Source organism: Streptomyces sp. WAC 06738 (genome assembly GCF_003945505.1).
Classification (GTDB): Bacteria; Actinomycetota; Actinomycetes; order Streptomycetales; family Streptomycetaceae; genus Streptomyces.
Genome location: NZ_CP029618.1, coordinates 5,551,395 through 5,577,981, shown reverse-complemented (window position 1 = coordinate 5,577,981; position 26,587 = coordinate 5,551,395). Strand labels below are relative to the sequence as shown.

25 protein-coding genes are annotated in these 26,587 nt (G+C 73.6%); 12 read left to right on the top strand and 13 right to left on the bottom strand.

What is annotated here, in order from left to right:
• Positions 1 to 42: 42 nt before the first annotated feature.
• Complete coding sequence (locus DMB38_RS24770) at positions 43 to 621, bottom strand: DUF4352 domain-containing protein (RefSeq protein ID WP_125937000.1); 579 nt, start codon at positions 619 to 621, stop codon at positions 43 to 45.
• A gap of 192 nt (positions 622 to 813) precedes the next feature.
• Between DMB38_RS24770 and DMB38_RS24765 the strand changes: the two genes are divergently transcribed.
• From DMB38_RS24765 to DMB38_RS24755, 3 genes are all read left to right on the top strand, one after another.
• Positions 814 to 2,856, top strand: a complete 2,043-nt coding sequence (locus tag DMB38_RS24765; protein ID WP_240662451.1) for an N-6 DNA methylase — start codon at positions 814 to 816, stop codon at positions 2,854 to 2,856.
• A gap of 133 nt (positions 2,857 to 2,989) precedes the next feature.
• A complete protein-coding gene (locus tag DMB38_RS24760) occupies positions 2,990 to 3,607 on the top strand; it encodes a hypothetical protein (protein WP_125936999.1) in 618 nt (205 codons plus the stop codon).
• A complete protein-coding gene (locus DMB38_RS24755) occupies positions 3,604 to 5,220 on the top strand; it encodes a serine/threonine-protein kinase (RefSeq protein ID WP_125936998.1) in 1,617 nt (538 codons plus the stop codon). Before DMB38_RS24760 ends, DMB38_RS24755 begins: the two co-directional genes overlap by 4 nt.
• 31 nt (positions 5,221 to 5,251) lie before the next feature.
• On the opposite strand, the gene DMB38_RS24750 is transcribed toward DMB38_RS24755, so the two are convergent.
• On the bottom strand, positions 5,252 to 6,487 hold the full coding sequence (locus tag DMB38_RS24750; RefSeq protein WP_125936997.1) for a sigma-70 family RNA polymerase sigma factor: 1,236 nt from the start codon (positions 6,485 to 6,487) through the stop codon (positions 5,252 to 5,254).
• Entirely contained in the window at positions 6,484 to 6,897 is a 414-nt protein-coding gene (locus DMB38_RS24745; RefSeq protein WP_125936996.1) for a YciI family protein, read from the bottom strand. The genes DMB38_RS24750 and DMB38_RS24745 overlap by 4 nt, the downstream gene beginning before the upstream one ends.
• Before the next feature lie 160 nt (positions 6,898 to 7,057).
• On the opposite strand from DMB38_RS24745, the gene DMB38_RS24740 reads away from it, so the two are divergent.
• Together DMB38_RS24740 and DMB38_RS24735 are read left to right on the top strand one after the other, a co-directional pair.
• The gene (locus DMB38_RS24740; RefSeq protein WP_125936995.1) at positions 7,058 to 7,657 is read left to right on the top strand and encodes a hypothetical protein; all 600 of its coding nucleotides are present in this window, start codon (positions 7,058 to 7,060) and stop codon (positions 7,655 to 7,657) included.
• Between the two features lie 142 nt (positions 7,658 to 7,799).
• A complete protein-coding gene (locus DMB38_RS24735) occupies positions 7,800 to 8,951 on the top strand; it encodes a peptidoglycan-binding protein (RefSeq protein ID WP_240662450.1) in 1,152 nt (383 codons plus the stop codon).
• Positions 8,952 to 8,962: 11 nt separating this feature from the next.
• Here DMB38_RS24735 and DMB38_RS24730 read toward each other — a convergent pair whose 3' ends face one another.
• Positions 8,963 to 10,078 (bottom strand): winged helix DNA-binding domain-containing protein, encoded by a 1,116-nt coding sequence (locus tag DMB38_RS24730; protein WP_125936994.1) that lies wholly within the window; start codon positions 10,076 to 10,078, stop codon positions 8,963 to 8,965.
• A gap of 100 nt (positions 10,079 to 10,178) precedes the next feature.
• Positions 10,179 to 11,069, bottom strand: coding sequence for an EamA family transporter (locus tag DMB38_RS24725; protein ID WP_240662449.1), 891 nt, complete (start codon positions 11,067 to 11,069; stop codon positions 10,179 to 10,181).
• A gap of 521 nt (positions 11,070 to 11,590) precedes the next feature.
• Here DMB38_RS24725 and DMB38_RS24720 point away from each other — a divergent pair.
• The 4 genes from DMB38_RS24720 (at position 11,591) to DMB38_RS24705 (ending at position 14,460) form a co-directional block, all read left to right on the top strand.
• Positions 11,591 to 11,827 (top strand): hypothetical protein, encoded by a 237-nt coding sequence (locus tag DMB38_RS24720; RefSeq protein ID WP_037740986.1) that lies wholly within the window; start codon positions 11,591 to 11,593, stop codon positions 11,825 to 11,827.
• 85 nt (positions 11,828 to 11,912) lie between these two features.
• Positions 11,913 to 12,881 (top strand): pyridoxal-phosphate dependent enzyme, encoded by a 969-nt coding sequence (locus DMB38_RS24715; RefSeq protein ID WP_125936992.1) that lies wholly within the window; start codon positions 11,913 to 11,915, stop codon positions 12,879 to 12,881.
• A gap of 305 nt (positions 12,882 to 13,186) precedes the next feature.
• Positions 13,187 to 13,600 (top strand): anti-sigma regulatory factor, encoded by a 414-nt coding sequence (locus DMB38_RS24710; RefSeq protein WP_027753975.1) that lies wholly within the window; start codon positions 13,187 to 13,189, stop codon positions 13,598 to 13,600.
• A complete protein-coding gene (locus tag DMB38_RS24705; RefSeq protein WP_240662448.1) occupies positions 13,489 to 14,460 on the top strand; it encodes an RNA polymerase sigma factor SigF in 972 nt (323 codons plus the stop codon). Before DMB38_RS24710 ends, DMB38_RS24705 begins: the two co-directional genes overlap by 112 nt.
• A gap of 172 nt (positions 14,461 to 14,632) precedes the next feature.
• Here the strand turns inward: DMB38_RS24705 and DMB38_RS24700 are convergent, their stop codons facing one another.
• Complete coding sequence (locus DMB38_RS24700; RefSeq protein WP_125936991.1) at positions 14,633 to 15,289, bottom strand: hypothetical protein; 657 nt, start codon at positions 15,287 to 15,289, stop codon at positions 14,633 to 14,635.
• Positions 15,290 to 15,369: 80 nt separating this feature from the next.
• On the opposite strand from DMB38_RS24700, the gene DMB38_RS24695 reads away from it, so the two are divergent.
• Positions 15,370 to 16,338, top strand: coding sequence for a diacylglycerol kinase family protein (locus DMB38_RS24695; protein WP_125936990.1), 969 nt, complete (start codon positions 15,370 to 15,372; stop codon positions 16,336 to 16,338).
• A gap of 318 nt (positions 16,339 to 16,656) precedes the next feature.
• Complete coding sequence (locus DMB38_RS24690) at positions 16,657 to 16,914, top strand: WhiB family transcriptional regulator (RefSeq protein ID WP_018835069.1); 258 nt, start codon at positions 16,657 to 16,659, stop codon at positions 16,912 to 16,914.
• Positions 16,915 to 17,121: 207 nt separating this feature from the next.
• On the opposite strand, the gene DMB38_RS24685 is transcribed toward DMB38_RS24690, so the two are convergent.
• Positions 17,122 to 18,603: a PAS domain-containing sensor histidine kinase gene (locus DMB38_RS24685; RefSeq protein ID WP_125936989.1), complete on the bottom strand. Its 1,482-nt coding sequence runs from the start codon at positions 18,601 to 18,603 to the stop codon at positions 17,122 to 17,124.
• Positions 18,604 to 18,929: 326 nt separating this feature from the next.
• Complete coding sequence (locus DMB38_RS24680) at positions 18,930 to 19,562, bottom strand: TetR/AcrR family transcriptional regulator (protein WP_125936988.1); 633 nt, start codon at positions 19,560 to 19,562, stop codon at positions 18,930 to 18,932.
• A 79-nt stretch (positions 19,563 to 19,641) separates the two neighbouring features.
• On the opposite strand from DMB38_RS24680, the gene DMB38_RS24675 reads away from it, so the two are divergent.
• Positions 19,642 to 20,394, top strand: coding sequence for an SDR family oxidoreductase (locus DMB38_RS24675; protein WP_047017967.1), 753 nt, complete (start codon positions 19,642 to 19,644; stop codon positions 20,392 to 20,394).
• A 69-nt stretch (positions 20,395 to 20,463) separates the two neighbouring features.
• Here DMB38_RS24675 and DMB38_RS24670 read toward each other — a convergent pair whose 3' ends face one another.
• The 5 genes from DMB38_RS24670 to DMB38_RS24650 form a co-directional block, all read right to left on the bottom strand.
• Positions 20,464 to 21,513, bottom strand: a complete 1,050-nt coding sequence (locus tag DMB38_RS24670; protein WP_125936987.1) for an SIS domain-containing protein — start codon at positions 21,511 to 21,513, stop codon at positions 20,464 to 20,466.
• A gap of 48 nt (positions 21,514 to 21,561) precedes the next feature.
• Complete coding sequence (locus tag DMB38_RS24665) at positions 21,562 to 23,133, bottom strand: glycoside hydrolase family 3 N-terminal domain-containing protein (RefSeq protein WP_125936986.1); 1,572 nt, start codon at positions 23,131 to 23,133, stop codon at positions 21,562 to 21,564.
• 124 nt (positions 23,134 to 23,257) lie between these two features.
• Positions 23,258 to 24,088, bottom strand: a complete 831-nt coding sequence (locus DMB38_RS24660; protein WP_125936985.1) for a carbohydrate ABC transporter permease — start codon at positions 24,086 to 24,088, stop codon at positions 23,258 to 23,260.
• Complete coding sequence (locus DMB38_RS24655) at positions 24,085 to 25,068, bottom strand: sugar ABC transporter permease (RefSeq protein WP_125936984.1); 984 nt, start codon at positions 25,066 to 25,068, stop codon at positions 24,085 to 24,087. Before DMB38_RS24655 ends, DMB38_RS24660 begins: the two co-directional genes overlap by 4 nt.
• A 90-nt stretch (positions 25,069 to 25,158) precedes the next feature.
• Positions 25,159 to 26,445 (bottom strand): extracellular solute-binding protein, encoded by a 1,287-nt coding sequence (locus DMB38_RS24650; protein ID WP_125936983.1) that lies wholly within the window; start codon positions 26,443 to 26,445, stop codon positions 25,159 to 25,161.
• Positions 26,446 to 26,587: the final 142 nt, after the last annotated feature.

The window sequence follows — 26,587 nt, the reverse complement described above, 5'->3', positions numbered from 1 at the left end:
GCGCCCCCGGACGGGGACGGGGTGCGCCGGCCGGACGGTCCCTCAGAGCGGGAGGCTCCAGGTGGCGGGCTCCTTCTCGAAGTCGCCCACGACGACCTCGACATCGAGGTTCTTCGCGCCGTCGGGGACGAAGAAGGCGAACTTCTGCGTGGCCTTCTTGCCGGGCAGGAGGGTGCCGGCGAAGCCGCCGCCGACCTGCCCGTCGAAGATCTCCTCGGCCTCGTTGCCCTCCTCCCCCGCACGGGCCATGAGCAGGGTCATGGCCGGGTCGAACTTCGCGTCGCCGACGTTCTCCAGCGTCACCGTCACCTCGTACGGCTTGTGGCCGGCCGGGACCTCGACCATCTCGTCGATGGCGTACGGCGACGCCTCCGAGACGGTGGCCTTGAGGTCGTCGTAGGCGGCGGTGTCGCCCGGCGCCAGCGCCCCGCCCTGCTCCTCCGGCGCGTCCTCCCCCTTGGCGCCCTCCCCGGCGCCGTCGCCCTGGGAGGCGGAGCCGGCCTTCTCGGTCTTCGGCTCCTCGGAGCCGCAGGCGGTGAGACCGCCGAGGGCGAGCACGGCGGCGATGGCGCCGGCGACGGCGAGAACTCCGCGGCGGGGCGCGGTGACGGATGCGGACATGGGTCCCTCCCCTGATCGGCGAACCCCCCGTTCGGGGCTCTGGGGGCAACATTAGAGATGACTGTGAACGTCGTCAACACAAGAATCCATCGAGCATTCATTCACGCCGTGGACATGTCTCCGCAGCCGTGTGGATATGCTGTGGCTCACAACTCCGGGCCGCAGCAGGGCCGAACCACGCGAGGAGGCGCCGTGCCGGACGAGCACACCGCCGTGACCGCCGCCGGCATCGCACGCCTCGCCGGCGTCGGCCGGGCCGCCGTCAGCAACTGGCGGCGCCGGCACGCGGACTTCCCCCGCCCCGTCGGCGGCACCGAGGCCAGTCCCACCTTCGACCTCGCCGCGGTCGAGGAGTGGCTGCGCGACCAGGGGAAGATCCGCGCCGTGCCGCTGCGCGAGCGGGTCTGGCAACAGGTGGCGGCGCACCCCGACGGCGCTCCCGCCGGGCTCGCCCTCGCGGGGGCGGCGCTGCTCGTCGTACGGGAACGGCCCACCGAATGGCTGGCCCTGGCCGAGGGGACCGACGCGTCCCGCGCCGCGGGACTGCCGCCCGCGCTGCGGGAGGTGCTGGCCGCACGGCTCGGTTCACAGCATCCTGTGAACATCCCCGACGACGTCTCCGCCGCCCTGCCGCTCCTGCGCGGCGCGGGCGAGCTGGCCGCGGAGACGGGCAGCGCCCCGCGCGCGTACGAGTTCCTGCTCACCCGCTATCTGGAGGCCAACCCCCGGCAGCACACGCTCACTCCGCCGGAGCCGGCGTCCCTGATGGCTGCGACCGCCGGCGTCGACCGGCGGGCGGCCGTGCTCGACCCGGCGTGCGGTGCGGGCACCCTGCTCACCGCCGCCCCCGGCGAGGGCCCCCGCTACGGCCAGGAGGCCGACCCCGACCTGGCCGCGCTCGCCGCGCTGCGGCTCGCGCTGCACACCGGCGCCGAGGTGAAGGCCGCGGCCGCCGACAGCCTGCGCGCCGACGCCTTCGCGGACCTCGCCGTCGACGCCGTGCTCTGCCACCCGCCGTTCAACGAGCGCAACTGGGGCCACGACGAACTCGCCTACGACCCCCGCTTCGGCTACGGGCTGCCCGCCCGCACCGAGTCCGAGCTGGCCTGGGTGCAGCACGCGCTCGCCCGGCTGCGCGACGGCGGCACCGCCGTCCTCCTGATGCCGCCCGCCGCCGCGTCCCGCCGCTCCGGCCGCCGCGTCCGCGCCGAGCTGCTGCGCCGCGGTGCGCTGCGGGCCGTGGTCGCGCTGCCGGCCGGCGCGGCGGTGCCGTACGGGCTGCCGCTGCACCTGTGGGTGCTCCGCAGGCCCGGCGCGACCGCGCCCGCGGGCGGGCTCCGGCTGCTGGTCGTGGACGCCGCCGAGCGCTACGGGACCGGCCGGGACCGGATCCGCTGGGCGCCGCTGCACGCCGACGTGACCGCCGCCTGGCGCGCGTTCGACCGCGGCGGCGAGGTCGCGGAGGAGCCGGGGGCGGTGCGTACCGTGTCGGTCGTCGACCTGCTCGACGACGACGTGGACCTCACCCCCGCCCGGCATCTGCCGCCGGCCGCCGCGGACGGCTCCGCGGCCGCGCTCGGCGACGTACGGGAGCGGCTGGCCGAGGCCCTGCGGCTGAGCGTGGACCGCACGCCGCCGCCCCCGGCCAGGGCCGCGGCCCGGGAGGCGCCGCTGACCACGGTCGGCGAGCTGGCCAGGGCGGGCGCGCTGAAGCTGCGGATGGGCGGCGCGGGCGCGGTGCCGCCGGGCGGCACGGCGCCGCCGGTGCTGACCGAGCACGACGTCGCCGGGGGCACCGCGCCCTCCGGGCGGCTGCCGGAGGGCGCGGCGGAGGAGCCGCTGCTGATCGCGGCCGGGGACGTGGTGGTGCCCGTGCTGGGCGGCGGGCGCGTCGCCCGGGTCGTCGACGAGGACACCGCGGGCGCCGCGCTCGGCCGCAACCTTGCGCTCCTGCGGCCCGACGCGGCGGCCGTGGACCCCTGGTTCCTCGCCGGCTTCCTGCGCGGTACGGCCAACGCCCGGCAGGCCAGCAGCCACGCCTCCACCGCCACGCGCCTCGACGTGCGCCGGCTCCAGCTCCCCCGGCTGCCGCCCGCGGAACAGCGGCGCCACGGCGAGCTGTTCCGGGCGCTGGCCGCGTTCGAGGACGCGCTGCGCGAGGCGGGACGGCTCGGCGGCCGGCTGGTGCAGGGGCTGTACGACGGGCTGGCCGAGGGCAGCGTCGAACCCTGGTAGGACCGCGGGGCACGCGCGCGCGCCCGCGTAGGTACGCTTTTCTCCGCCTTTTCCGCACACCTGCCCGCACCCGGCGGCGGCTCTCCCGCCGCCGGGATCCGCACCCCCACCGGTCCCGCACAGGAGCACCCGCATGTACGGCCCTCCGGAGCCGCGTTCCGCCTCTCCCGCGCTGCGCGTCGTGCTGCGCGTGGTCTTCACCGTCGTGGCCGTCGCCGGCCTCGGCCTGCTCGCCTGGGCGCCGATGCTGCGGCTGGCGATCCTGCGGCGTACGCGCCTGGACTGGGTGCTGTTCTGGGCCTCCGCCGCGGTCGCGGCCGGCGCGCTGGCGATGCTGGCCACGGTGGACGGCCAGGAGCTGCCGGCGTGGCGGGAGAACACGGGCGGGATCCTGCTGATCGTGCTCATCGTGTCGGTCGTCCCGTGGTTCCTCACGGTCGACATCCGGCACCACCGGGAGGCCGCGGGGCGGCCGTTCGGCGCGGGCGCTCCCGCGGCGGGCGGCCCTGTGCCGCCGTACGGGCACCCGGGCGGGCCCGTCCCGCCGCCGTACGGGCCGCACCCGCCGCCGTACGCGCAGGGCCCCGCGCCGTACGCGCACGACACCCCGCCGCCCCCGCCGGGGGCCGGGCCGCCCCGGCAGGCCACGCCCCGGCCGCCCGTGCCGGACGCGCCCCGCGCCGCCCGGGTCCGCGCCGAACTCGACGAGCTGAGCGACCTCCTCCGCCGCGAGCAGGAAGGCGGCCGGTGAACGGCCGTCTCGTCGCGGGCCGTTACGAGCTGTCCACCCCGATCGGCAAGGGCGGCATGGGCCAGGTCTGGCAGGCGTACGACCGGACGCTCGACCGCCGCGTCGCGGTGAAGCTGCTCCGGGTCGAGACGATGACGACCGGCTCCCAGGCGGACGAGCTGCGCCGCCGCTTCACCCGCGAGTGCCGCACCACCGCGCAGGTCGACCACCCCGGGCTCGTCACCGTGCACGACGCGGGCAGCGACGCGGGCGAGCTCTACCTGGTCATGCAGCACGTCGGCGGCGCCGACCTCGCCGACCACCTCGCGGAGCACGAGCCGTACCCCTGGCAGTGGGCCGCGGCGGTCGCCGCGCAACTGTGCGCGGTGCTCTGCGCCGTGCACGCGGTGCCGATCGTCCACCGGGACCTCAAGCCGCGGAACATCATGGTCCGGCCGGACGGCACGGTCACCGTGCTCGACCTCGGCATCGCGGCCGTCCTCGACGCCGACACCACCCGCCTGACCCGCACCGGGGTGCCGATCGGCACCCCCGCGTACATGGCGCCCGAGCAGGCGATGGGCGGTGCCGTCGGCCCGTATACCGACCTGTACGCGCTCGGCGTGGTGCTGCACGAACTCCTCACCGGCGGCGTGCCCTTCGCCGGCTCCACCGCCCTCGGCGTGCTCCACCGCCACCTGTACGAACCGCCCGCGCCGGTGGGCCTGGTGCGCCCCGAGGTACCCGGGGAGCTGGCGGACCTGGTGCTCTCCCTGCTGGCCAAGGATCCGCAGGACCGGCCGGCGACCGCACACGACGTGTACGAGGCGCTGGTGCCGCTGCTCCCCGCGCCGGACGCCGCCCGCCCCGGGGGCGTGCTCGACCCGACCCGGCCCTTCCGCCGTCCGCACGCCCCCTGGCCGGACCGGGCCGCGACGCCGGCCGGAGGCCGCGCGGCCGGGCGGGGCGGCGCGCAGGAGGCGCTCGGGGCACCCGGGGGCCCGGTCATGCCCGCGCCCGCCGGTCCGTCCTCCGCCACGCCCGCGGGCGCGCCGCCCGCGCGGGCGGGCACCGACCTCGCCGCCGCCGTGGACGAGGTCAAGCAGCTCCTCGACGCCGGCCGGATCACCCAGGCCGTCGACATCCTCGGCGGCATCCTGCCCGAGGCGAGCGCCCGCCACGGCGAGGGCTCCACCGTGGTCCGCATGATCCGCAGGCACTACGCGGCCTCGCTCATGGACGACGGCCAGTACCGGCGCGCGCTGCCGGAGCTGCGCCGGCTCGCGGACGAGCGCGCCGCGGAGGCCGGCCAGGCCGACCCGCAGGCGCTCCGCTACCGCTACGAGGCCGCCCAGTGCCTGGAGCAGATCGGCGAGGCCGCGGCGGCGCTCGCCGAGTACCGCGCGCTGCTGCCGTACTTCACGAACCCGTACGGGGGACTCGATCCGGCCGACGCCCTCGGCCTGCGCCACCGCACCGCCCAGCTCCTGCTCGCGCTCGGCGACCACACGGCGGCCGGCGGCGAGCTGTCCGCGCTCCTGCCCGAGCTGGAGCACGCCTACGGCCCCGCGCACCCTTTGGCGGAGTCGGCACGGCGGGCGCTCGCGAGCCTCACCCGGTTCGGCGCCCGCTGACCCGGCGGCCGGACGCCGGCGCGGCCGTCCGTCAGCGCAGCCGGGCGGCGCGCAGTTGGAGGTAACGCTGCTCGGGCACGCTCAACGTGCGCTCCGCCGCGCGCCCGTACGCCTCCTGCGCCGCCCCCGTCTCCCCCGCCAGCTCCAGCAAGTGGGCCCGTACGGCGTCGAGACGGTGGTGCTCCGCGAGCCGCGGGTCGTCCGCGAGCTTGTCCAGCAGGTCGAGCCCGGCGCGCGGCCCGTCGGCCATCGCCACGGCCACCGCCCGGTTCAGGCTGACGACGGGGCTCGGCGCGAGGCTCTCCAGCAGGTCGTACAGCCCGAGGATCTGCCGCCAGTCGGTGTCCTCGGCGCGCTCCGCCTCGTCGTGCACGGCGGCGATGGCGGCCTGCACCTGGTACGGGCCGAGGGCGCTGGTCGTCAGGGCGCGGCTGACGAGGGCCACGCCCTCCTCGATCTGCGCGCGGTCCCAGCGCCCGCGGTCCTGCTCGCCGAGCGGGACCAGGACGCCGCCGGGACCGCTGCGGGCGTCGCGGCGGGCGTCGGTGAGCAGCATCAGCGACAGCAGCCCGGCGGCCTCGCCGCTGTCCGGCACGAGCGCGTGCACGGCGCGGGCGAGGCGGATCGCCTCGGCGGCCAGGTCGGCACGGCGCAGGGCGGCTCCGGAGGTGGCGGTGTAGCCCTCGTTGAAGATCAGGTACAGCACGTGCAGCACCGCGGTGAAGCGCCCCGGCAGCTCCCCGGGCTCGGGACGGCGGAAGCGGGCGCCCGCGTCCTTCAGGTTCTTCTTCGCCCGGCTGATCCGCTGCGCCATCGTCGCCTCCGGCACCAGGAAGGCGCGGGCGATCTCCGCGGTGGTCAGACCGCCGACCGCGCGCAGCGTCAGCGCGATGCGGGACGGCTGGGTGAGGACGGGGTGGCAGCAGAGGAACAGCAGGGTGAGGGTGTCGTCCTCCGAGGGGTGGCGCGCCTCCCCCGGCGGCGGCGCGCGGAAGTCGTCGCGGGGCGTGAGCGCGGCGGCGGACTCCTCGCGGCGGCGCCGGGCCTCCTCGCTGCGCAGCTCGTCCGTCAGCCGGCGGGAGGCGACGCGGATGAGCCAGCCGCGCGGGTTGTCCGGCACCCCCTGCGCCGGCCACTGGCCGGAGGCGGCCAGCAGGGCCTCCTGCACGGCGTCCTCGGCGGCGTCGAAGTGGCCGTAGCGGCGGACGAGGGCGCCGAGGACCTGCGGCGCGTGGCGGCGCAGCAGGTCCTCGACAGGGGCGCTCACTTACCCGGTGCCTGTTCCAGGATGGGGCGGATCACGACGTCGGAGACCGGCGAGCCCTCGGGGGCGGGGCACTGGTGGACGCGCTTGGCGATCTCGGTGACCCGCTCGTCGCTGGCGCAGTCCAGCACCCAGTAGCCCGCGAGGACCTCCTTGGTCTCGCCGAACGGGCCGTCGGAGACCACGGACGCGCCGCCGGGCCCGCCGGTGACGACGATGGCCTGCTTGGGCGCCGACAGCCCGTTGCCCTCCAGCACCTCGCCGGTCTCGGCGAGGTCGTTGTTGATCGACTCCATGTGCTGGAACATCGCCTGCAGGTCCTTCTCGGTCCACGCGGGGCGGCCCTCGGAGCCGATGCCGTTCATGGCGTCGTAGTCGGCCTGCGAACCGTAGATCATCACCAGGTACTTCATGGTTCTCACTTCCCGTGTTCCCGGCACCCGGTGCGGGCGCCTCTCACAGGAGACGTCGGGGCCGGCCGGCGGTTCTCGACATGCTCCGCCAAAGATTCTTGCGGGAATTTCGCCGGGCCGCCCGTTCTCTTCCCCAGGGAGGAGGCGTAATCTCGATTACATGATTACATCCCAGGATACGGACGAGATACGAGGATGGCTTACCGGGCGGCTGCCCGACGGCCTGTACGCCTCACCGGTCGAGGTCACCGTCGACCGCGAGGAGATCTGCGTCGTCGGCTCGATCCCCGGGCCCGCGGGGCTCGCGAAGGACGCGACCCCCGCCGAGCGCGACGCGGCGCTGGACGGCCGCATCGCCGAGTTCCGCGAGCGCACGCGGAAGGAGCGCATGGCGGTGGCGCGGGCGGCCGAGCGGCGCTACCGCAGGAAGGTCTCCTGGGGCGCCGAGTGCGGTGGCCGGCGGGAGATCTTCACGAACGTCTCCGCGCCCGTGATGACCCGGCTGCGGCAGCCGCAGCGGCAGGTGCTCGACACCCTCATCGCGGCGGGCGTGGCGCGCAGCCGGAGCGAGGCGCTGGGGTGGTGCGTACGGCTGGTGGAGAGCCACGCGGACGACTGGCTGCGGGAGCTGCGGGACTCGCTGGAGCACGTACGGCACGTACGGGCCCAGGGTCCCGACCGTCCGGCGGACGGGGCACCGGCCGGCGGGCCCGATGCCGAAGGGGGAGGGCAGACGCTGCCCGGGCAGCCGGGCGGCTGAGCGGCGGGGCCGGTTCCGGGCGCAACTGACCTTGGTGGTCTGGACATTGGCACACGCGGTCGGATAAACAGGGTGTCCGTTGCACATACGTACACGGAGCAGCGTGCCGACCCCCCGCAATCCGCACCGTGAGAGGACCGCCATGCGACCTGGGCCCGTGTATGTCTCCCGGCGAACCGCGCTCAAGGCCGGCGCGGGGGCCGTGCTCGTCGCCGGCGGGGGCGCCGCGCTGCTGCTCGGCGGCAGCGCCGCGGCCGACGGCGGCACCTCGCTGCGCCGGACGGCTGACGACCCGTCATACGTGATCGGCACCGGGGACTGGGGCGCCCGGCCGCCCAGCGGCACTGTCTCCGTCTCCTCCGGCACCACCACGAAGATCGTCGTCCACCACACCGCCTTCCCGAACACCACGGACTACTCGTACGAGGCCGCGGTCTTCATGGCGCGCAAGATCCAGGATCTGCACATGGACGACAACGGCTGGATCGACAGCGGCCAGCACTTCACGATCAGCCGCGGCGGCTACGTCCTGGAGGGCCGCCACGGGAGCCTGGAGGCGCTGGCCGACGGCGGCCACCAGGTCGTCAGCGCGCACGCGGTCGGCGAGAACAGGCGCGCCATCGGCATCGAGAACGACGGCCACTACGTCAACGACACCCCGACGCCGGCGCTGGTGTTCTCGCTGCAGCGGCTGTGCGTGACGATCGGCACCCAGTACGGCTTCGGTGCGGACCGCATCTTCGGCCACTGGGACTTCAACGACACGCAGTGCCCGGGCGCGCTCTTCTACCGCGAGTTCCCGGCGCTGCGCCGGCAGGTGGCGCAGGTGCTCGGCCAGGGCCCGGACGAGATCCCGGAGCGCACCTGGCCCGACACGTACACGTCCAGCAAGGGCGGCACGGTCGAGATGGCGCAGCGGCTGCTGCGCGCGTACGGGTACGAGCTGAAGGCGGACGGCGTGTACGGGCCGGCGACGCTGGAGGCGGTGCACACCTTCCAGCGCACGATGGGGCTGCCGACCGCGGACGACGGCACGCTGGACAACGCCACGTGGGAGGCCCTGACGGTGCCGGTGAGCACGGGCCACAGCGGGGAGGCGGTGCTCGCGGTGCAGCAGATGCTGGTGCGCAAGCTGCATCTGGCGAAGGCCACGGGCAAGTACAACGGGCCGACGACGAAGGCGGTGGCCGAGATGCAGGAGCTGCACGGGCTGCCCGCGACGGGCGCGATGGACGTGGCCACGTGGTGCGCGACGGCGGGCGGGATCGTCCGCGAGGAGTTCATGACCGCCTGAGGCGGGGCGGCCTAGTCCGGGGCCGCGAACCTGACCTCCGTCTTCTCCGCCTCCGGGGCGGCGAAGGCCAGCAGGTCCGCGGCCGCCGCCGCCAGCCGGTCCTTGTCGGCGCCGGACAGGGCCGTGAACGGGCGGAGTTCGACGGCGGCCGAGGTCCGCTTCAGCTCCGGCTGCCAGACGCCCGCGACGCGGCCGTCGAGCAGCATGGTGCCGCGGACGAGGCCGTTCACGGTGAACACCCGGCGCTCGTCGGCCTTGTCGATGATCCGCGTGCGGTCCGCGTGCGCGAGGAGCACGTTGTCGAAGGGGCCGAGGAGCAGCGGCGGCACCGGGGCGGCGGGGTCGGGCAGTTCGGTGCCGGCGAGGTCGAACAGCTCCCGCCCCGTCGTGTCCCGGTACGTCACCAGCCGCGGGCGGAGCCGGTCGAAGACCGGCTTGAGCCGGGTCAGCGACAGCCACTTCTGCGCGTCGGCGACCGACGCGGGCCCGTAGGCGGCGAGGTAGCGCAGCACCGTCTCGTCCGCCGCGGGGTCGGTGGCGGAGGGGGCGCCGAGCCACTGGTCGGCGTGCGCGTACACGAGCCCGCCGCTCGCGCCCCAGACGCCCCGCGGCGGCACCTGCACCAGCGGCAGGAGCGAACGGGCGAGGTACGCCAGGTCGTTCGGCTCGGCGTCCGGCCAGCGGGCGGCGAGCCTGGCGCCCAGCTCGTCGTTGTGCAGCGGCCCGGCGGCGAGCGCCGTGCGGGCCGCGTCGGCCAGTTCGGCCGGATCGAGGCCGGGGACCTTGCGGCCCGCGGTGGTGGCGGGCAGCGTCCTGTCGAGGTACGGCTGCACGACGGCCCGCAGCCGCAGCGCGTCGCGGGCGCTGACGAGGTGGATCGTGCCGCGCATCATGACCACCCGTACCGCCTGCCGGCCGGTGAGCAGCGCCGACAGGTCACCGGTGGTGAAGCCCGCGAGCCGGCTCCAGAGCTGGTAGTACGGGGCATCGCCGGACTGCGCCTGGAGCGCCACGAGGTGCTCGACGGCGTCCAGCGGCGGCGCCTGGTGCCGCTCGACGAGCCACTGCCGGTGCAGCAGGGCGCGGCCCAGCGCGCGGGCGTCGAGGACGGTGCCGGGCGAGGTCATGCGCGTTGCCTTTCGTCGTGCAGGTGTACGAGCATGCCACCCGTGATCCGCGGCGGCCCGGCCGCCCGCCGTACCCGGGGCGACGAGGCGCGCCGAGCCGCTAGCCGCCCTCCGGCCGCGCCGCGGGCCGCGGCGGGGTCCGTACCGCGCCGATGCTCGCCGCGATCACCATGCCGATCGCCGCGCACTGCACCGCCGTGAGCCCCTGGTCCAGCACCAGGTACCCGGCGAGCGCCGCGATCGCCGGCGCCAGGCTCATCATCAGCGCGAACGTCGCGGCGGGCAGCCGGCGCAGGGCGAACTGGTCCAGCGCGTACGGCAGCCCCGACGACATCACCGCCACCGCCAGGCCCAGCCCCAGCGTCGCCGGGTCCACCAGGCGGGCGCCCGCGCTCGCCACCCCGACCGGCAGGCTGATCACCGCGCCCACCGACATCGCGATCGCCAGCCCGTCCGCCCGCGGGAAGCGCGCCCCGGCCCGCGCGCTCATCACGATGTACGTCGCCCACAGGCAGCCCGCGCCGAGCGCGAACGCGACGCCCACCGGGTCCAGGCCGCCGAACCCGCCGCCGCTGAGCAGCACCACCCCGCCCAGCGCCAGCGCCGCCCACAGCAGGCTCGCCATCCGCCGGCCGGCGAGCACGGAGAGCGTCAGCGGCCCGAGCACCTCCAGGGTGACCGCGGCGCCCAGCGGGATCCGGTCGATGGCCTGGTAGATGGCCACGTTCATGCCGCCCAGCGCGACGCCGAAGCCGCACAGCACCGCCCAGTCGCCCCGCGAGTGGCCCCGCACCCGGGGCCGGAAGATCAGCATCAGCAGGGCCGCGGCGAGCGTCAGCCGCAGCGTCACCACGCCCAGCGCGCCCGCCCGCGGGAACAGCAGTGCGGCGACCGCGGCGCCGAACTGGGTGGACAGCGCGCCGGTCACCACCAGCGCGACGCCGCCCAGCCGCCCGGCGCGTACCCCCGCGGCCGCCGCCCCGGCGGGCACGGGGCCCGCGGAAAGGGAAGGAGCGGAGACCGGGGCGGCGGCGGAAGCGGCAGCGGCGGAAGCAGGAGCGGAAGCGGCGGGACCGGGACTCTGGGAGGGCACGCCCCCACGCTACGAGCACGCGCTTCCCACGTGAAATGCATAACCTGCTGCGCTGATGCCGCCGCACCACGACCGGGGAGCTGCGGCACCCGCGCACCTTCCTCGCCATCGCCGCGGGACGCGCCGTCGGCGTCACCACCACGGCCACCGGGCAGGCGCACCGCTCTCACTCGGTTGCCCGCGTCCCGCCGGCCGGTGCCCCGCCGGCCCGGTGGTGCCGGCCCGGCGGGACCCGCCGCGCCACCCCGCGGTTCCCGCACTGCTGATGCTTGCGCACCAGGTCGCCGGGGAAGCCGCCCAGGAACCGACGGGCCCCGGCAGCCGTTGATCCAATAAGAAACGCGCGGGATACTTGGGCCCATAGCGGCAACAGCGTAAGAATTCACCCCAAACGTTCGGCAATACGTCAGGAGACACACATGGCAGGCTTTCTCGACCGCGCGAAGGAGAAGGCGGAGACCGCGCTGAACCAGGGCAAGGAGAAGGTCGGGGAGGTGCAGGCGCAGCGCGAGGGCCAGGCCCTCCTGCGCCGCCTCGGTGCGGCCTACTTCAACGAGCAGCGGGGCAGCGGTTCGCCGCAGGAGGTGCAGGACGCCCTCCAGGCCGTCCACGCCCACATCGCTCAGCACGGCGACGGTTTCCTCACCCGCGGCTGAGCCGGGACGGGCCCCGCGGCCGGCCCCGCGGCGCTCCGGGCCGAAGGCCCGGCACCGGCCCCGACCGGCCACCGAAGAGCGTCCCGTGTACGCGCCAGAGCCCGCCGGGCCCGCGGCCCCGCCGCCCGACGACCAGCCGCCCGCCGGCCCACCCTCCGGCGGGCGGCTCGCCGCGCTCCGGCCCCGGCTGCCCTCGCCGCTGGAGGAGATCGCCGACGACCGCCTCGCCGCCCGCGGCGTCCGGCTGCTGCTCAAGCGGGACGACCTGATCCACCCGGCGCTGCCGGGCAACAAGTGGCGCAAGCTGGCGCCGAACCTGGAGGGGCGCGCGGCCGGCTCCCCCGCCGGGGACGGCCGCCCGCTGCTGACGTTCGGCGGGGCGTACTCCAACCACCTGCGGGCCACCGCCGCCGCGGGCCGGCTGCTGGGCATCCGCACCATCGGCGTGGTCCGCGGCGCCGAGCTGGCGGACCGCCCGCTCAACGGCTCCCTCGCGCGGGCCGCGGCGGACGGCATGCGGCTGCACTTCGTGCCGCGCGCCACGTACCGGCGGCGCGCGGACCCCGCCTACCACGCCGAGCTGCGCGCGGACTTCGGTGACTTCCAGCTCATCCCGGAGGGCGGCAGCAACGCCGCGGCGGTACGCGGCTGCGCCGCCCTCGGCCGCGAACTGGCCGGCGCGGCGCAGACCGCCGTCGTCGCCTGCGGCACGGGCGGCACGCTCGCGGGGCTGGCCGCCGGGCTGCCCGCGGGCGCACGGGCGATAGGCATACCCGTCCTCAAGGGCGGCTTCCTCGGCGCCGACGTCGAGCGGCTGCAGACCGCGGCCTTCGGCGGACGGCGCGGCGACTGGCACCTCGCGGACGGCTTCCACTTCGGCGGCTTCGCCCGCCGCACCCCCGAACTCGACGCCTTCGCCGCCGACTTCGCCGCCCGCCACGACCTCGTCCCCGAACCGGTGTACGTCGCCAAGATGCTCTACGCCGTCGTCGCCCTCGCCGCCGAGGGGGTCTTCCCGCGGGGCTCGGCGGTCGCGGCGGTCGTCACCGGCTGAACGCGGGTGTCGCCCGGACGAGGGAAGCCGGTCGGCGGTTGTCGGTGGGCCCTGCCATAATGGCAACCCGGAGTGACCGCACGGGAATTGGGACGAGAAAAGCCCTAGCCACGGAGCGTAATCAGGGTTTACTATTAGTGACAGCCGCGGGATGGGGTGGCCTTCTCCGGACCAGGAGACAGCAGCTCATCGCACGCGGTAGCGTCGCAGGCGAACGATTTGCCACGCCGGTCCGTTACTCCCAGTGACGGGGGGCAGGCCGGCGTTCCCATGGCAGAGAGTCGCCACGCACCTTGGAGGTGAGGGTGTCCCAGTTCGAAGGCGAGCCCAGTCCGAAGGACTTCGTCGAAGTCCGGCTGCCGGCTGCGGGGGCGTACCTATCGGTGCTCCGCACCGCCACGGCAGGGCTCGCTGCCCGCCTGGACTTCACGCTCGACGAGATCGAGGATCTGCGCATCGCGGTCGACGAGGCCTGCGCGATCCTCCTCCAGCAAGCCGTTCCCGGCTCCGTTCTCACCTGCGTCTTCCAGCTCGGGGACGACGCGCTGCTGGTGACGGTGTCGGCACCGACCACCGACGGCCGGGCGCCCGAGCGCGACACCTTCGCGTGGACCGTGCTGTCCGCGCTCGCCGGCAGGGTGGACGCGACCGTGGGCGACGACCGCACGGTCACGATCAGCCTGCTCAAGGAGCGCGGCGCGGCGCCGGGGCTGACGTGACGTACGTCAGGGGCGTTCCGATGCGAGACGAGGGCCGGCTGGCCGCGGCGGAGCGAGAGCGGGCGGACCACATGGACGGACTGCAGCAGCACGACAGGCGTGAACCGCAGGACCGCAGCGGCGCGCGGGCGATGTTCTACGAGCTGCGCAAGCTGCCCGCGGACTCCTCCGAGCACGCCGAGCTGCGGAACGCCCTCGTGCAGATGCACCTGCCGCTCGTGGAGCACCTGGCCCGCCGCTTCCGCAACCGCGGGGAGCCGCTGGACGACCTCACGCAGGTCGCCACCATCGGCCTGATCAAGTCCGTGGACCGCTTCGACCCCGACCGCGGCGTGGAGTTCTCGACGTATGCGACCCCCACGGTCGTCGGCGAGATCAAGCGCCACTTCCGCGACAAGGGCTGGGCGGTGCGGGTGCCGCGGCGGCTGCAGGAGCTGCGGCTGTCGCTCACCTCCGCCACCGCCGAGCTCTCCCAGCTCCACGGCCGGGCACCGACGGTGCACGAGCTGGCGCAGAAGCTCAACATCTCCGAGGAAGAGGTCCTGGAGGGCCTGGAGTCGGCGAACGCGTACTCCACCCTCTCCCTCGACGTCCCCGACACCGACGACGAGTCGCCGGCCGTCGCCGACACCCTCGGCGCGGAGGACGACGCCCTGGAGGGCGTCGAGTACCGCGAGTCCCTCAAGCCGCTGCTGGAGGAGCTGCCGCCGCGGGAGAAGAAGATCCTGCTGCTCCGCTTCTTCGGGAACATGACCCAGTCCCAGATCGCCCAGGAGGTCGGCATCTCGCAGATGCACGTCTCCCGGCTGCTGGCGCGGACGCTGGCGCAGTTGCGCGAGCGGCTGCTCGTCGAGGAGTGAGCGGCGGGGCGCGTGCGCCCCGCCGTGACCCGCGAGGCGCCGTGCGCCGCTCTCCGGCGCCGTGAGCATCCCCGGAGCCCTGCGGGACCGCCGAGGACTCCTCGTGCCGTACGGGCCGCATGCCGAGGCCCGCACGCGGGCGTACGGGCCTCCCCCGGCCCGTGCCGCGGTGCTACGCCGTCCGGCTCGGGCCCACGCCCAGCGCCTCCGCCGTGCTCGGGCTGAGCACGCACACGAGCGCCCCCACCGCGACCACACCCAGCACGAGCCCCAGCGCCAGCATCGTGCCGCCCGTCGACACCATCGCGAAGGCCACCGGCAGCGCCAGGATCTGCGTGATCATCGAGGGCCCCCGGCTCCAGCGGCGCTGCCGCCACAGACCGAGCGCGGCGGCCAGCGGCAGCACGGCGAGCGCGAGCACGGTGAGCCCGCCGAAGACGGCCTGGCGGGTGCTGTCCGGTTCGCCGACGATTCCGAGCACCAGCTCGTAGCCCCCGAGGGCGGCGATGACGATCCCCTCGACCGCGGTGAGTACGGCGGCGACGGTCACCCGCGGCGGCCGCGGCCCCTTCTCCCCGGCGGCCGTCCCGGCCGCATCCGACGCGGCCCTGCCGGCCGCCGGGTCCTCCGTGGCCCGGCTCGCCTTGTCCGTCGTGCCCGACTGAGCGGCCTCGGCGGCCGGCGCCCCCTTGCCCGCCCCGCCGCTCTTCGCGGCCTTGCCGGCCCCGGTGTTCTTCCCGGGATCGGGCTTCCGCCCGGCCCCGTCCGTCTTCTCCCGCTCGGGCCCGGCCGCCTGCTTCCGCCCGCCCCGGCCCTGCGTTCCGCTCATGCTCTCCAGCCTACTGGGGCCCCGGTACCCGCTACGCCGGGGCTGGGCCCCTCTACTTTTCGGTAGGTAACCTGCATGCCATGCGTGCGCTCCTCGTGGTGAATCCCGCCGCCACCGACACCAGTGCCCGGACCCGCGACGTGCTGATCCACGCACTCGCCAGCGACCTGAAGCTGGAGACGGTCACCACCGAGTACCGGGGCCACGCCCGCGACGTCGCCCGGCACGCGGCGGACAGCGGCGAGGTCGACATCGTCGTCGCCCTCGGCGGCGACGGCACGGTCAACGAGGTCGTCAACGGCCTGCTGCACCGCGGCCCCGCGCCCGAGGACCTGCCCCGGCTCGCCGTCGTCCCCGGTGGTTCCACGAACGTCTTCGCGCGCGCCCTCGGCCTGCCCAACGACGCGGTCGAGGCCACCGGCGCGCTGCTCGACGCCATGCACTCCGGCAGCGAGCGCACCGTCGGCCTCGGGCTCGCCTCCGGCACCCCGGACACCGACGACGAGGGCGCGCCGGCGCGCTGGTTCACGTTCTGCGCCGGCATGGGGTTCGACGCGGGCGTCGTCGGCCGTGTCGAGCAGAAGCGCGAGCGCGGCAAGAAGTCCACCCACCCGCTCTACGTACGGCAGTTGCTGCGCCAGTGGCTCGGCGAGGGCGACCGCAGGCACGGCACGATCACGCTGCGGCGCCCGGACGGTGACCCCGTCGAGGGCCTGGTCCTCTCGCTCGTCTGCAACACCTCGCCGTGGAGCTACCTGGGCAACCGCCCCCTCTACGCGACCCCCGGCGCGTCCTTCGACACCGCCCTCGACGTGCTCGGACTCGCCCGGCTCTCCACGCCGTCGCTGCTGCGCTACGGCACCCAGCTACTCACCTCGTCGCCGGAGCGCGGGCCGCACGGCAAGCACGCGGCGTCCCTGCACGATCTCACCGACTTCACCTTGGAATCACAGGCCCCACTGCCCTTCCAGATGGACGGTGACCACCTAGGGCTGCGTACGAGCGTGACCTTCACAGGCGTACGGCGCGCACTGCGTGTGATTGTGTGAGTGGAAGGCCCGAAAGTCCTTCCAGTCGAACGTTTAGGCTGCGCCTCACCCCCTGGAAGTGGGGCCCTTTGTCAACTGAGACCAAGGAATCCAAAGAAACTTCCCGGAAGGGGTTGTATCCGAAGCTGAGGTTTGCGAACCTCTTCATGGCGGCTGGAGCGCCTTCCCCTCAGGGGACCTCACCTCCGGCGCACTCGCCCCCTCCACATGTTGAAGGTCACACCGGAAATCTGGTTCGACCCCTTCACTTGTCGGAGGATTCGTGAAAGCGTTCACATTCACAAGCAACTGACAGCAACGCGAAGAGATGGAGCAGTCATGGACTGGCGTCACAGCGCCGTTTGCCGCGAGGAAGACCCCGAGCTCTTCTTCCCGATCGGCAACACCGGTCCTGCTCTGCTGCAGATCGAGGAAGCCAAGGCCGTCTGCCGTCGCTGCCCCGTGATGGAGCAGTGCCTGCAGTGGGCGCTGGAGTCCGGTCAGGACTCCGGTGTCTGGGGTGGCCTCAGCGAGGACGAGCGCCGCGCGATGAAGCGCCGCGCCGCGCGCAACCGGGCGCGCAGGGCCAGCGCCTGACCCGACACCCCCCGGATGCGCCAAGGCGCCGTGGGTCCCACGGCGCCGCTCTCCCCGAGCCGCAGCGCAGCAGCCGCAAAGCCGCACCACGAGTCACCGCAGAGCCCCGGAGCCGGATGGCCCGGGGCTTTTTGCTGCCCCGATGCCGCCGTGGGCCCGCCCGTCAACCCGCGGCGTCCACCTCCGTACCCGCAACCCCCCGGCGCGTCAGCGCTTTTCGGGTTGCACGGGGATGTCGAACACCACCCGCGTGCCCCCCTCCGGCGCCCGCGCCATCGAGAACGTGCCCGCCAACTCCCCCTCGACCAGCGTGCGTACGATCTGCAGCCCGAGGCTCCCGGACGTCGCCGGGTCGAACCCCTCCGGCAGCCCCCGCCCGTCGTCCTGCACGGTGACCAGCAGCCGGTTGTCCTGCCGCCCGCTGGAGCGCAGCGCGGTGACCTCCACCCGCCCCGACTCCCCCGGCCCGAAGCCGTGTTCCAGGGCGTTCTGCAGCACCTCGGTGAGCACCATGGACAGCGGCGTGGCGACCTCCGCCTTGAGCACGCCGAAGCGGCCGGTGCGGCGTCCCGTCACCCGGCCGGGATTGATCTCCGCCACCATCGCCACCACCCGGTCGGCGATCTCGTCGAACTCCACGGTCTCGTCCAGGTTCTGCGACAGCGTCTCGTGCACGATGGCGATCGAGCCGACCCGCCGCACCGCCTCGTCCAGCGCCGCCCGCGCCCGCCCGTCGGGATCCTCGGCGGCCAGCCGGCGCGACTGGAGCCGCAGCAGGGCGGCGACGGTCTGCAGGTTGTTCTTCACCCGGTGGTGGATCTCGCGGATCGTGGCGTCCTTGGTCATCAACTCGCGCTCGCGCCGCCGGATCTCGGTGACGTCGCGCAGCAGCACCAGCGACCCGATGCGCGTCCCGCGCGGCTTCAGCGGGATCGCGCGCAACTGGATGACGCCGCCGTTGCCCTCCACCTCCGCCTCCCGCGGCGCCCACCCGCTGGCGAGCTTGACCAGCGCCTCGTCCACCGGCTCCTTGCTGACGGCCAGCTCCGAGGTGGCCTGGCCGAGGTGCCGGCCGACGAGGTCGGCGGCCTGGCCGAGGCGGTGGTAGGCGGAGAGCGCGTTGGGCGAGGCGTACTGCACGATGCCCTCCGCGTCGAGGCGGATGAGCCCGTCGCCGACGCGCGGCGAGGTCTCCGTGTCGCCCTGCTGCCCGGGGTAGGGGAACGCGCCTGCGGCGATCATCTGCGCGAGGTCGGAGGCGCTCTGGAGATACGTCAGCTCCAGCCGGCTGGGGGTGCGCACGGTCAGCAGGTTGGTGTTGCGGGCGATGACGCCCAGGACGCGGCTCTCCCGGCGCACGGGGATGGATTCGATCCGTACGGGCACCTCCTCGCGCCACTCCGGGTCGCCCTCGCGCACGATCCGGCCCTCGTCGAGGGCCGCGTCGAGCATGGGGCGCCGGCCGCGCGGGACGGTGTGGCCGACCATGTCGTCCTGGTACGAGGTGGGGCCGGTGTTCGGGCGCATCTGCGCCACGGAGACGTAACGGGCGCCGTCGACGGTCGGGACCCAGAGCACGAGGTCGGCGAAGGACAGGTCGGCGAGCAACTGCCACTCCGATACGAGGAGGTGCAGCCACTCCAGGTCGGTCTCGCTCAGCGCCGTGTGCCGGCGGACGAGTTCGTTCATGGACGGCACACCTGGAGCCTACCGGCGGGGCCGCGAAGCACCCGAAGCCCGCCGCGGCGAAGCCGCCGGCGCCGGCGGTGCGGGCCGCGGGCCGGAACGCACTTCGGGCCGCGGTGCCTGGACCGGGACCCTCAACCCGTCCGGCACCGCGGCCCGGAGCCAAGCACCGGTGCGCGCGCCGCGAAGTGTGCGGCCCCGCGGCGTCGCAGCCGGTGAGGAGGCCGGGACGCAGTCAGGGCAGAGAACGTCTCGGGCCTCGTTCCGCCCCGTCGTGCGGAAGGGGCGGAAGCCTGACAAGCATTGTGGACTAGACCACTCCCGGCTGTCTACGCCCCGGACGCACCGACTTGGCCGCCCTCCGCCGACGCCGCGAAGCCCGCCGCGGCGACCTCCGCCACCCGCATCAGCAGCTCCCGGTCGGCACCGTCCCTGGCCTGCGCGGACATGCCCTGGAGGACGGCCCCCGCGTAGCTCGCGAGCTTCTGTGCGTCGGTCCCGGGCGGCAGCACGCCCGCGGTCACGTCGGCCTGGACGCGCGCGGTCATGGCGGCGAGGTTCAGGGCGCGCAGCTCGCGCATCTTGGTCACCACCTCGGGGGTGGTGGCGCTCACGCCGACGCTGAGCACCATGCAGCCGCGGGGGCGGTCCGGCGCGGTGTACCCGACGGCGGCCTCGCGCAGGATGCGGCTGAAGGCGGCGACGGCGGTGGGCTCCTCGGCCAGCGCGCGGTCGATGAACGTGCCGTTGTCGGTCGTCGCGTACGCCTCGACAGCGGCGTCGAAGAGCGCCTTCTTGTCCCCGAAGGCGGCGTAGAGGCTGGGCGCGCCGATGCCGAGGACACGGGTGAGATCGGCGACGGAGGTGGCCTCGTAGCCGTGCTGCCAGAAGGCGTACAGGGCCTTCTCCAGCGCTTCGTCGCGGTCGAAGGAGCGGGGGCGCCCGCGCTGCTTGGTGGCCATGGAAACAATTCTATAGCGCCCGCTAGACAATGTGATACGGTCCTTTCTGTAGCGACCTTTACAGAAAGGGGGCGCCGCCATGGGCGCGCTCACTGGCAAGACGGCACTGGTCACGGGCGCGAGCCGCGGGATCGGCAGGGCGATCGCGGAGCGGCTGGGGCGGGACGGCGCGCGGGTCGCCGTGCACTACGGCAGCAACGAGGCGGCGGCGAAGGAGACGGTCGCCGCGATCGAGGCGGCCGGCGGTGAGGCGTTCGCGATCAGAGCCGAACTGGGCGTGCCGGGTGACGCGGCGGCGCTGTGGGCGGAGTTCGACCGGCACGCGGACGGGCTCGACATCCTCGTCAACAACGCGGGGGTGGCGCTGCAGGCGCTCATCGAGGACACCGACGAGGCCGAGTTCGACCGGCTCTTCGCGGTGAACACCAAGGCGCCGTTCTTCGTCACCAAGCTGGGGCTGTCCCGGCTGCGCGACGGCGGGCGCATCGTCAACGTCTCCACGGTGGCCACGCACGCGGCGCTGATGCCGACGCTGCTGGCGTACACGATGACGAAGAGCGCGGTCGACGCCTTCACCAAGTTCCTGTCGAAGTCCGTGGGCGAGCGGGGCATCACCGTCAACGCGGTCGCGCCCGGCGCCCTGGACACCGACATGAACGCGGCCTGGCTGCGCGACAACGACGACGCGAAGGCGGGCATGGCGGCGATGTCGCCGCTCGGCCGGATCCCCGACGTCAGCGAGGTCGCGGACACGGTGGCGTATCTGGTCTCCGGCGACGCCAAGGTGCTCACGGGTACGTACGTCGACGTCTCCGGCGGCGTACTGCTGTAGCACGTCCTACGGGCCGCGGCCCCGGCTCCGCGGGAGAGCCGGGGCCGCGGCCCGTTCCGGATCGGACGATCAGCGGGTCTCCGTGACCTTCGCCAGCGAGCGCGGGGCGTCCGGGTCCTGGCCGCGGGCGATGGTGACCTCGTACGCGAGCAGTTGCAGCGGCAGGATCTCCAGGATCGGCTGCACCTCCTCCGCCACCCCCGCCGTGGGCAGCGCGAAGCCCCCCGCGGCGGCGTCGACCTGCGCCTGCGGGCCGATGACGACGAGGTCGGCGCCGCGGTCCCGCAGCCGGTCGAGGACCGGCTGCAGCGCCTCGCCGCCGCGGCCGTCGGTGACGATGGCGATGACCGGCGAGACGTTGTCGACCATCGCCAGCGGGCCGTGCAGCAGATCCGCGCCGGAGTAGGAGAGCGCCGGGATGTACGACGTCTCCATCAGCTTCAGCGCCGCCTCCTTGGCCGTCGGATAGCCGAAGCCGCGCGAGGTGAGGACCATCCGCTCGGCGAAGCGGTAGCGCTGCGCCAGGGCCTTCACCTCGTCCTGCCGGGCGAGGATCTGCTCGGCCAGCTCCGGCAGCACCGCGGCGGCCTCGCCGCGCCCGCCGCGCATGCCCTCGACGAAGAGGTAGAGCGCCAGCAGCGAGGCGGTGTAGGTCTTGGTCGCCGGCAGCGCCTTCTCCGGGCCCGCCTGGACGTCGATGTGGTACTCGCTGACGCCGGCCAGCGGCGAGTCCGGGTTGTTGGTCACCGCCAGCGTGAGGGCGCCGGCCTCGCGGGCGGCGCGGGTGGAGGCGACGAGGTCGGGCGAGCCGCCGGACTGGCTGACGGTGATCACCAGCACGTCGGTGAGGTCGGGCCTGGCCTCGTACGCCGTGGTGGTCGACATCGAGGTCAGCCCGCACGGCAGGCCGAGCCGGATCTCCAGCAGGTACTTGGCGTACAGCGCGGCGTTGTCCGACGTGCCGCGTGCGGTGAGCAGGACGAAGCGCGGCGAGCGGGCCGCGATCGCCTCGGCGACCCTGCGGATCTCCGGGGCGCCGTGCGCCAGGACGCGGCGCAGGGCCTCGGGCTGTTCGGCCATCTCGCCGGCCATGATCCGGCCCGGCTGGGCGGCAGTCATGCGGGGTGCCTCCGTAATGCGGTGTCAGGTGGTACGGGCGGGTGGCGGTCAGGCCCCGGCGCCCTTGCCGGTGATGACCTCCGCGGCGGCGCGTCCGCAGACGCGGGCGGCACCGTGTGTCGCGATGTGCGGCGCCCCGCGCGGCGGCGCCTGCGGCACGCCCATCTCCACCACGACGGTGTCGGGACGGGCGGCGAGCAGGGCGTCGAGCGCGTCCGCCATCCAGGGGTGGCGGTGGACGTCGCGCACCACTGCGACGATCCTACGATCACCCGCTGCCGCGAGCACATTTGCGGTCAGCGCCGACAAACCCTCCCGGCTCGCCGCCTTGCCGCCTCCGCCGCCGTCGGCGCCCAGCGACGAGCCGTCGAAGACCGCGGACTCGGTGCCGGGCAGCGCGCGCTCCAGCTCCGCGCCGACGCCCCACGGGGTCTCCTGACCCACCGCGATGCTGGCGACCGGCGTGAAGCCGGCGACGTACACCGGTCCGGCCGGCGGCTCGTAGCCCGCGGCCCCCGTGACGCGCAGCGCCCGGCGGGCCGCGGCCTGGCCGATGCCGGGGTCCGGCGCGATCCCCTCCACCGCGCCGGACGCCGCGGACGCCGACCAGGCCGCCAGCGCCCGTACCCGGGCAGCGGCATCGGCGAGCCGCTCCTCGGGCAGGTCCCCGCCGCGCACCGCGGCCACCAGGGCGTCGCGGGTGCGCAGCACGATCTCCTCGTCGCCGCGGGCGCCGATGCACATCGCGTCGGCGCCGGCCGCGACGGCCCGTACCGCACCGCCCTCGATGCCGTACGTCGCGGCGATGGCCTGCATCTCCAGCGCGTCCGTGATGATCAGGCCGGTGAAGCCGAGCCCGCCGTCGGCGACGGGGGCGCGCAGCAGGCCGGTGAGCACCGCGGGGCTCACGGTCGCGGGCACGTCGGTGCGGAGCGCGGGCAGCAGGATGTGCGCGCTCATCACGGCCTTGGTCCCGGCCGCGACCGCGGCCCGGAACGGCACCAGCTCGCGCTCGCGCAGCACGTCGACGGGGACGTCGATCCGCGGCATGGCGTGGTGCGAGTCGACGTTGGTGTCGCCGTGGCCGGGGAAGTGCTTGGCGCAGGCGCTGACGCCCGCGTCCTGGAGGCCCTCGATGTACGCGGCGGTGTGCCGGGCGACGAGCGCGGGGTCGGCGCCGAAGGAACGCGCGCCGATCACCGGGTTGTCGGGGTTGGAGTTGACGTCGGCGGACGGCGCCCAGTCGAGGTTGACGCCGACCTCGGCGAGCCGGCGGCCCAGCTCGCGGGCGACGGCGCGGGTCAGCCCGGGGTCGTCGACCGCGCCGAGGGCGAGGTTGCCGGGGAACGAGGAGCCGGTGCGCACCTCGAGCCGGGTGACGTCGCCGCCCTCCTCGTCCATCGCCACCAGCACGTCGGGCCGCGCGTCGCGCAGCCGCGCGGTGAGCCGGGCGACCTGCTCGGGGTTCTCGATGTTGCGGCCGAAGAGCCCGACGCCGGTCAGGCCCTCGTCGAGGCGGCGCAGTACCCAGTCCGGGGGCGTCGTGCCCAGGAAGCTCGGCTGCAGTACGGCGAGGGCGTCCCGGGTCAGGGTGTCGGTGCTCCCTGCGAGTGTCGTCATGGCCGTCGTGCTGTCCCTTCCCGCGGCGGGTGGTTCCGCCGCAGCTTACGAGGTGGTACGGGAGGACCTGTCTCTCCGGTCCCGTCGTTCGCCCGCAGGGCGGGCGGGACCGGAGAGACAGGTCCTACCCCTTCACGGCACCGGCGGTGAGGCCGGCGGTGACCTTGCGCTGCAGGTACAGGAAGAGCAGCAGGATGGGCAGGGCGAAGAGCGACGCGGCGGCCATGGTGGCGCCCCAGTCGTCGCCGAACTGGGTCTGGAACTGGGACAGCCACAGCGGCAGAGTCTGCGCCTCGGCCTCCTTGTTGAGGACCAGCACCATCGGGAACTCGTTCCAGGCGGTGATGAAGCCGAAGAGCGAGGTGGCCATGAGGCCGGGCGCGAGCAGCGGGAAGATCACCTTGCGGAACGCCTGGACCCGGGTGGCGCCGTCGACCATGGCCGCCTCCTCCAGGTCCTTGGGCACCGCGGCCACGAAGTTGCGCAGGGTCAGGATGGTCAGCGGCAGCACCATCACGGTGTAGAAGAGCGTGAGCGGCACCAGGCTGTTCAGCATGTCGGCGTCGCGCACCAGCATGTACACCGAGATGACCATGACCTCCCAGGGCGCCATCTGCGCGAACATGAAGACCAGGATGAGGCCGGTACGGCCCCGAAAGCGCATCCGCGCGATGGCGAAGGACGCCAGCAGCGCGATGAGCAGCGAGAAGCCGACCGCCAGCAGGGTCACCGTGAGCGAGTTCTTCCAGAAGTTCCAGAAGTTGTCGGCGTCGAAGGCCGTGCGGTAGTGCTCGAACGTCGGGTCCAGGGGGAACCAGACCGGGTCCTCGCTGATGATGTCGCCGGTCGGCTTGAGTGACGTGGCAAACATCCAGTACACGGGGAAGAGGAAGATGACGAACAGCACCACGGCCGTCGCGTTGGGCCAGAAGCGGCCGAAAAGCGAGCGCCTCACGAGTCTTCCCTCTCCTGCTTCATGAGCAAGCGGATGTAGTACGACGTCAGCCCCATCAGGACCAGGATGGTGAGTACGGAGATGGCCGCGCCCATGCCGTAGTGCTGGTTGCCGACGCCCTCGACGAAGGCGTAGACGGGCAGCGTCTCGGTGAGCCGGTCGGGGCCGCCGCCGTTGATCGCGTAGACGTGCGGGAACGCCTTGAAGATCCAGATGATCTCCAGGAACGTGGTGGCGAGGAGGAACGGCCTGATGAACGGGAAGGTCACCGAGGTGAACGTGCGCCACGCGCCGGCGCCGTCGAGCCCGGCCGCCTCGTACAGCTCCCTGGCGATCGTGGTCGTGGCGGCGTAGAGGTTGATCGCCACGAACGGGACCGACGTCCAGACGAGCATCACCGTGATCACGAAGAAGGTGGAGAACTGGCTGCTGGTCCAGGAGTAGTCGGCCATCGAGTGCCAGCCGAGCTTGTCCAGGATCCAGTTGACGACCCCGTAGCGCTCCGCGAACAGCCACTGGTAGACGGTGGTGGCCGCGATGATGGGCATGGCCCAGGCGAGCACGAGCGCCATCAGCAGGGTGAGCCGCATCTTGCGGCCGAGCCGGGCGAGCAGCAGCCCGACGAGGGTGCCGAACAGCATGATGAGCGCGACGTTGACCGCGGTGAAGACGATCGTCCGGAGCGTGACGCGCCAGAAGTCCTCGCCGCCGAGGGCGTCGGCGTAGTTGTCGACGCCGTTCCATACGGTGAGGTGCTGGATCAGCTCCTTCATACCGAGTTGCTGGAACGACAGGATGCCGTTCTTGATCAGCGGCCAGCCGAGCAGCACCGCGGTGAGCACCAGCGCGGGCAGCAGCAGCAGGTACGGGAGGGCGCCGGCGGAGCCCTGGGCCTTGCGGTGGCGTCCGGGCGGTGGGGGTGGTGTCGTACGGGCGCGGCCTTTGGCCTTCTCGGCCGGCCTCGGTATCTGCACAGTCATGATGCGGCGATCTCTTCGGGACGAGGTGGTTTCGGACCCGCGGGTGCGGGCGGGGCCGGGTCGTACCCGGTCCCGCCCGCCCGATGAGGCTTACTCCTGCGCCAGGCGCTCGTTGAGGTCGTCCTCGACCGACTTCGCGGCCTCCTCGTGGGAGTCACCGTTGAGGTAGGCGGTCATGTAGGACTTGATGGGGTTGGGGGTGTTCTCCACCGCGCCCCACTCCGGGATGAGCGGGGTGGTGCCGCCGACGGCGGCGGCGGGCGCCGCGGCCTCGGCCGCCTCGTTGCCCTCCAGCTTCGACAGCAGCGATTCCTTGTTGGGGATCACGCCGTTGGCGGCCGCGAGGGCGCCCTCGTGCTTGTCGGAGAGCACGATCTTCAGGAACTCCTGGGCGAGTTCCTGCTTCTCGCTGCCCGCGGCGACGGCCAGGTTGGAGCCGCCGAGGAAGACGCTCTCGGGGGTGTCGGCGGTCTCACCGGGGATGGTGAAGTAGCCGATCTCCTTCTCGAAGTTCTTGTCCTTGCTCGCCTCGATGGCGATGCCGGACTCCCAGCCCATGCCGATGATCGCGCCGGTCTTGCCCTTGCCGAAGACCTCGCCCTGCTGCGGGGTGGCCTCGTCCTTGTCCTTGGGCGCCGTGGAGTAGTCGGCGTACTGCTTGTAGATCTCCATGGCCGCCCCGACCTTGGGGTCGGAGAGGTTGGAGACCCACTTGTCGCCGTCCTGCTTCACCAGCTCGGCGTCCTGGCCGATGAGCAGCCCGTCGAAGAAGTACCAGTTCTGGCCGGGCATGTAGATCGGCTCGGCGTCGGTGTTCTTCTCGATCTTGTCGAACGCCGCGAAGAGGTCGTCACGGGTCTTGGGGATCTCCGTGATGCCGGCTTCCTTGAAGATCGACTTGTTGTACATCACCACGCGGTTGGCGAAGAACCACGGCACCGCGTACTGCGCGCCCTCGTAGACCGACGACTCGTTGAGGGACTCGGTCCACTCGGTGCCGATCTCCTCCTTCAGCTCGGTGAGGTCGGCCAGACCGCCGGTCGCCGCGTAGGCGGGGGTCTGGGTGTTGCCGACCTCGACCACGTCGGGCGGGCTCTCCTCGGACAGCGCGGTGGTCAGCTTCTGCTGGATGCCGTTCCACTGCTGCACCTTGTATTCGAGCTTGGCGCCCGTCTTCTTCTCGAACTCGGCCTGGACGTCCTTCAGCCAGTCGTCAGGGGTCGAGCCGTCCATGGCCCAGAAGGTGAGCGTCTCGCCCTTGAACGACTTGGCGCCACCGCCCTTGTCGCCCTCTTCGTCACCATCGTCAGAACCGCAGGCGGCGAGGCTTGCCACCAGGCCAGCCGCCGCCAGCACCGCTACCGCCGTGCGCTTCACGTCACCCTCCTCAACATGCCGGCCCACGCCCCCCTGCCGTCTTTCGCCAGCGATTCGCCACCGAAAAGTCCTTGCTCCCGGACCCTGCCCGTGGAGTGGACTTGTGGTCTTTAATGGTTTAGACCAGGTTGACGGTCTTGGT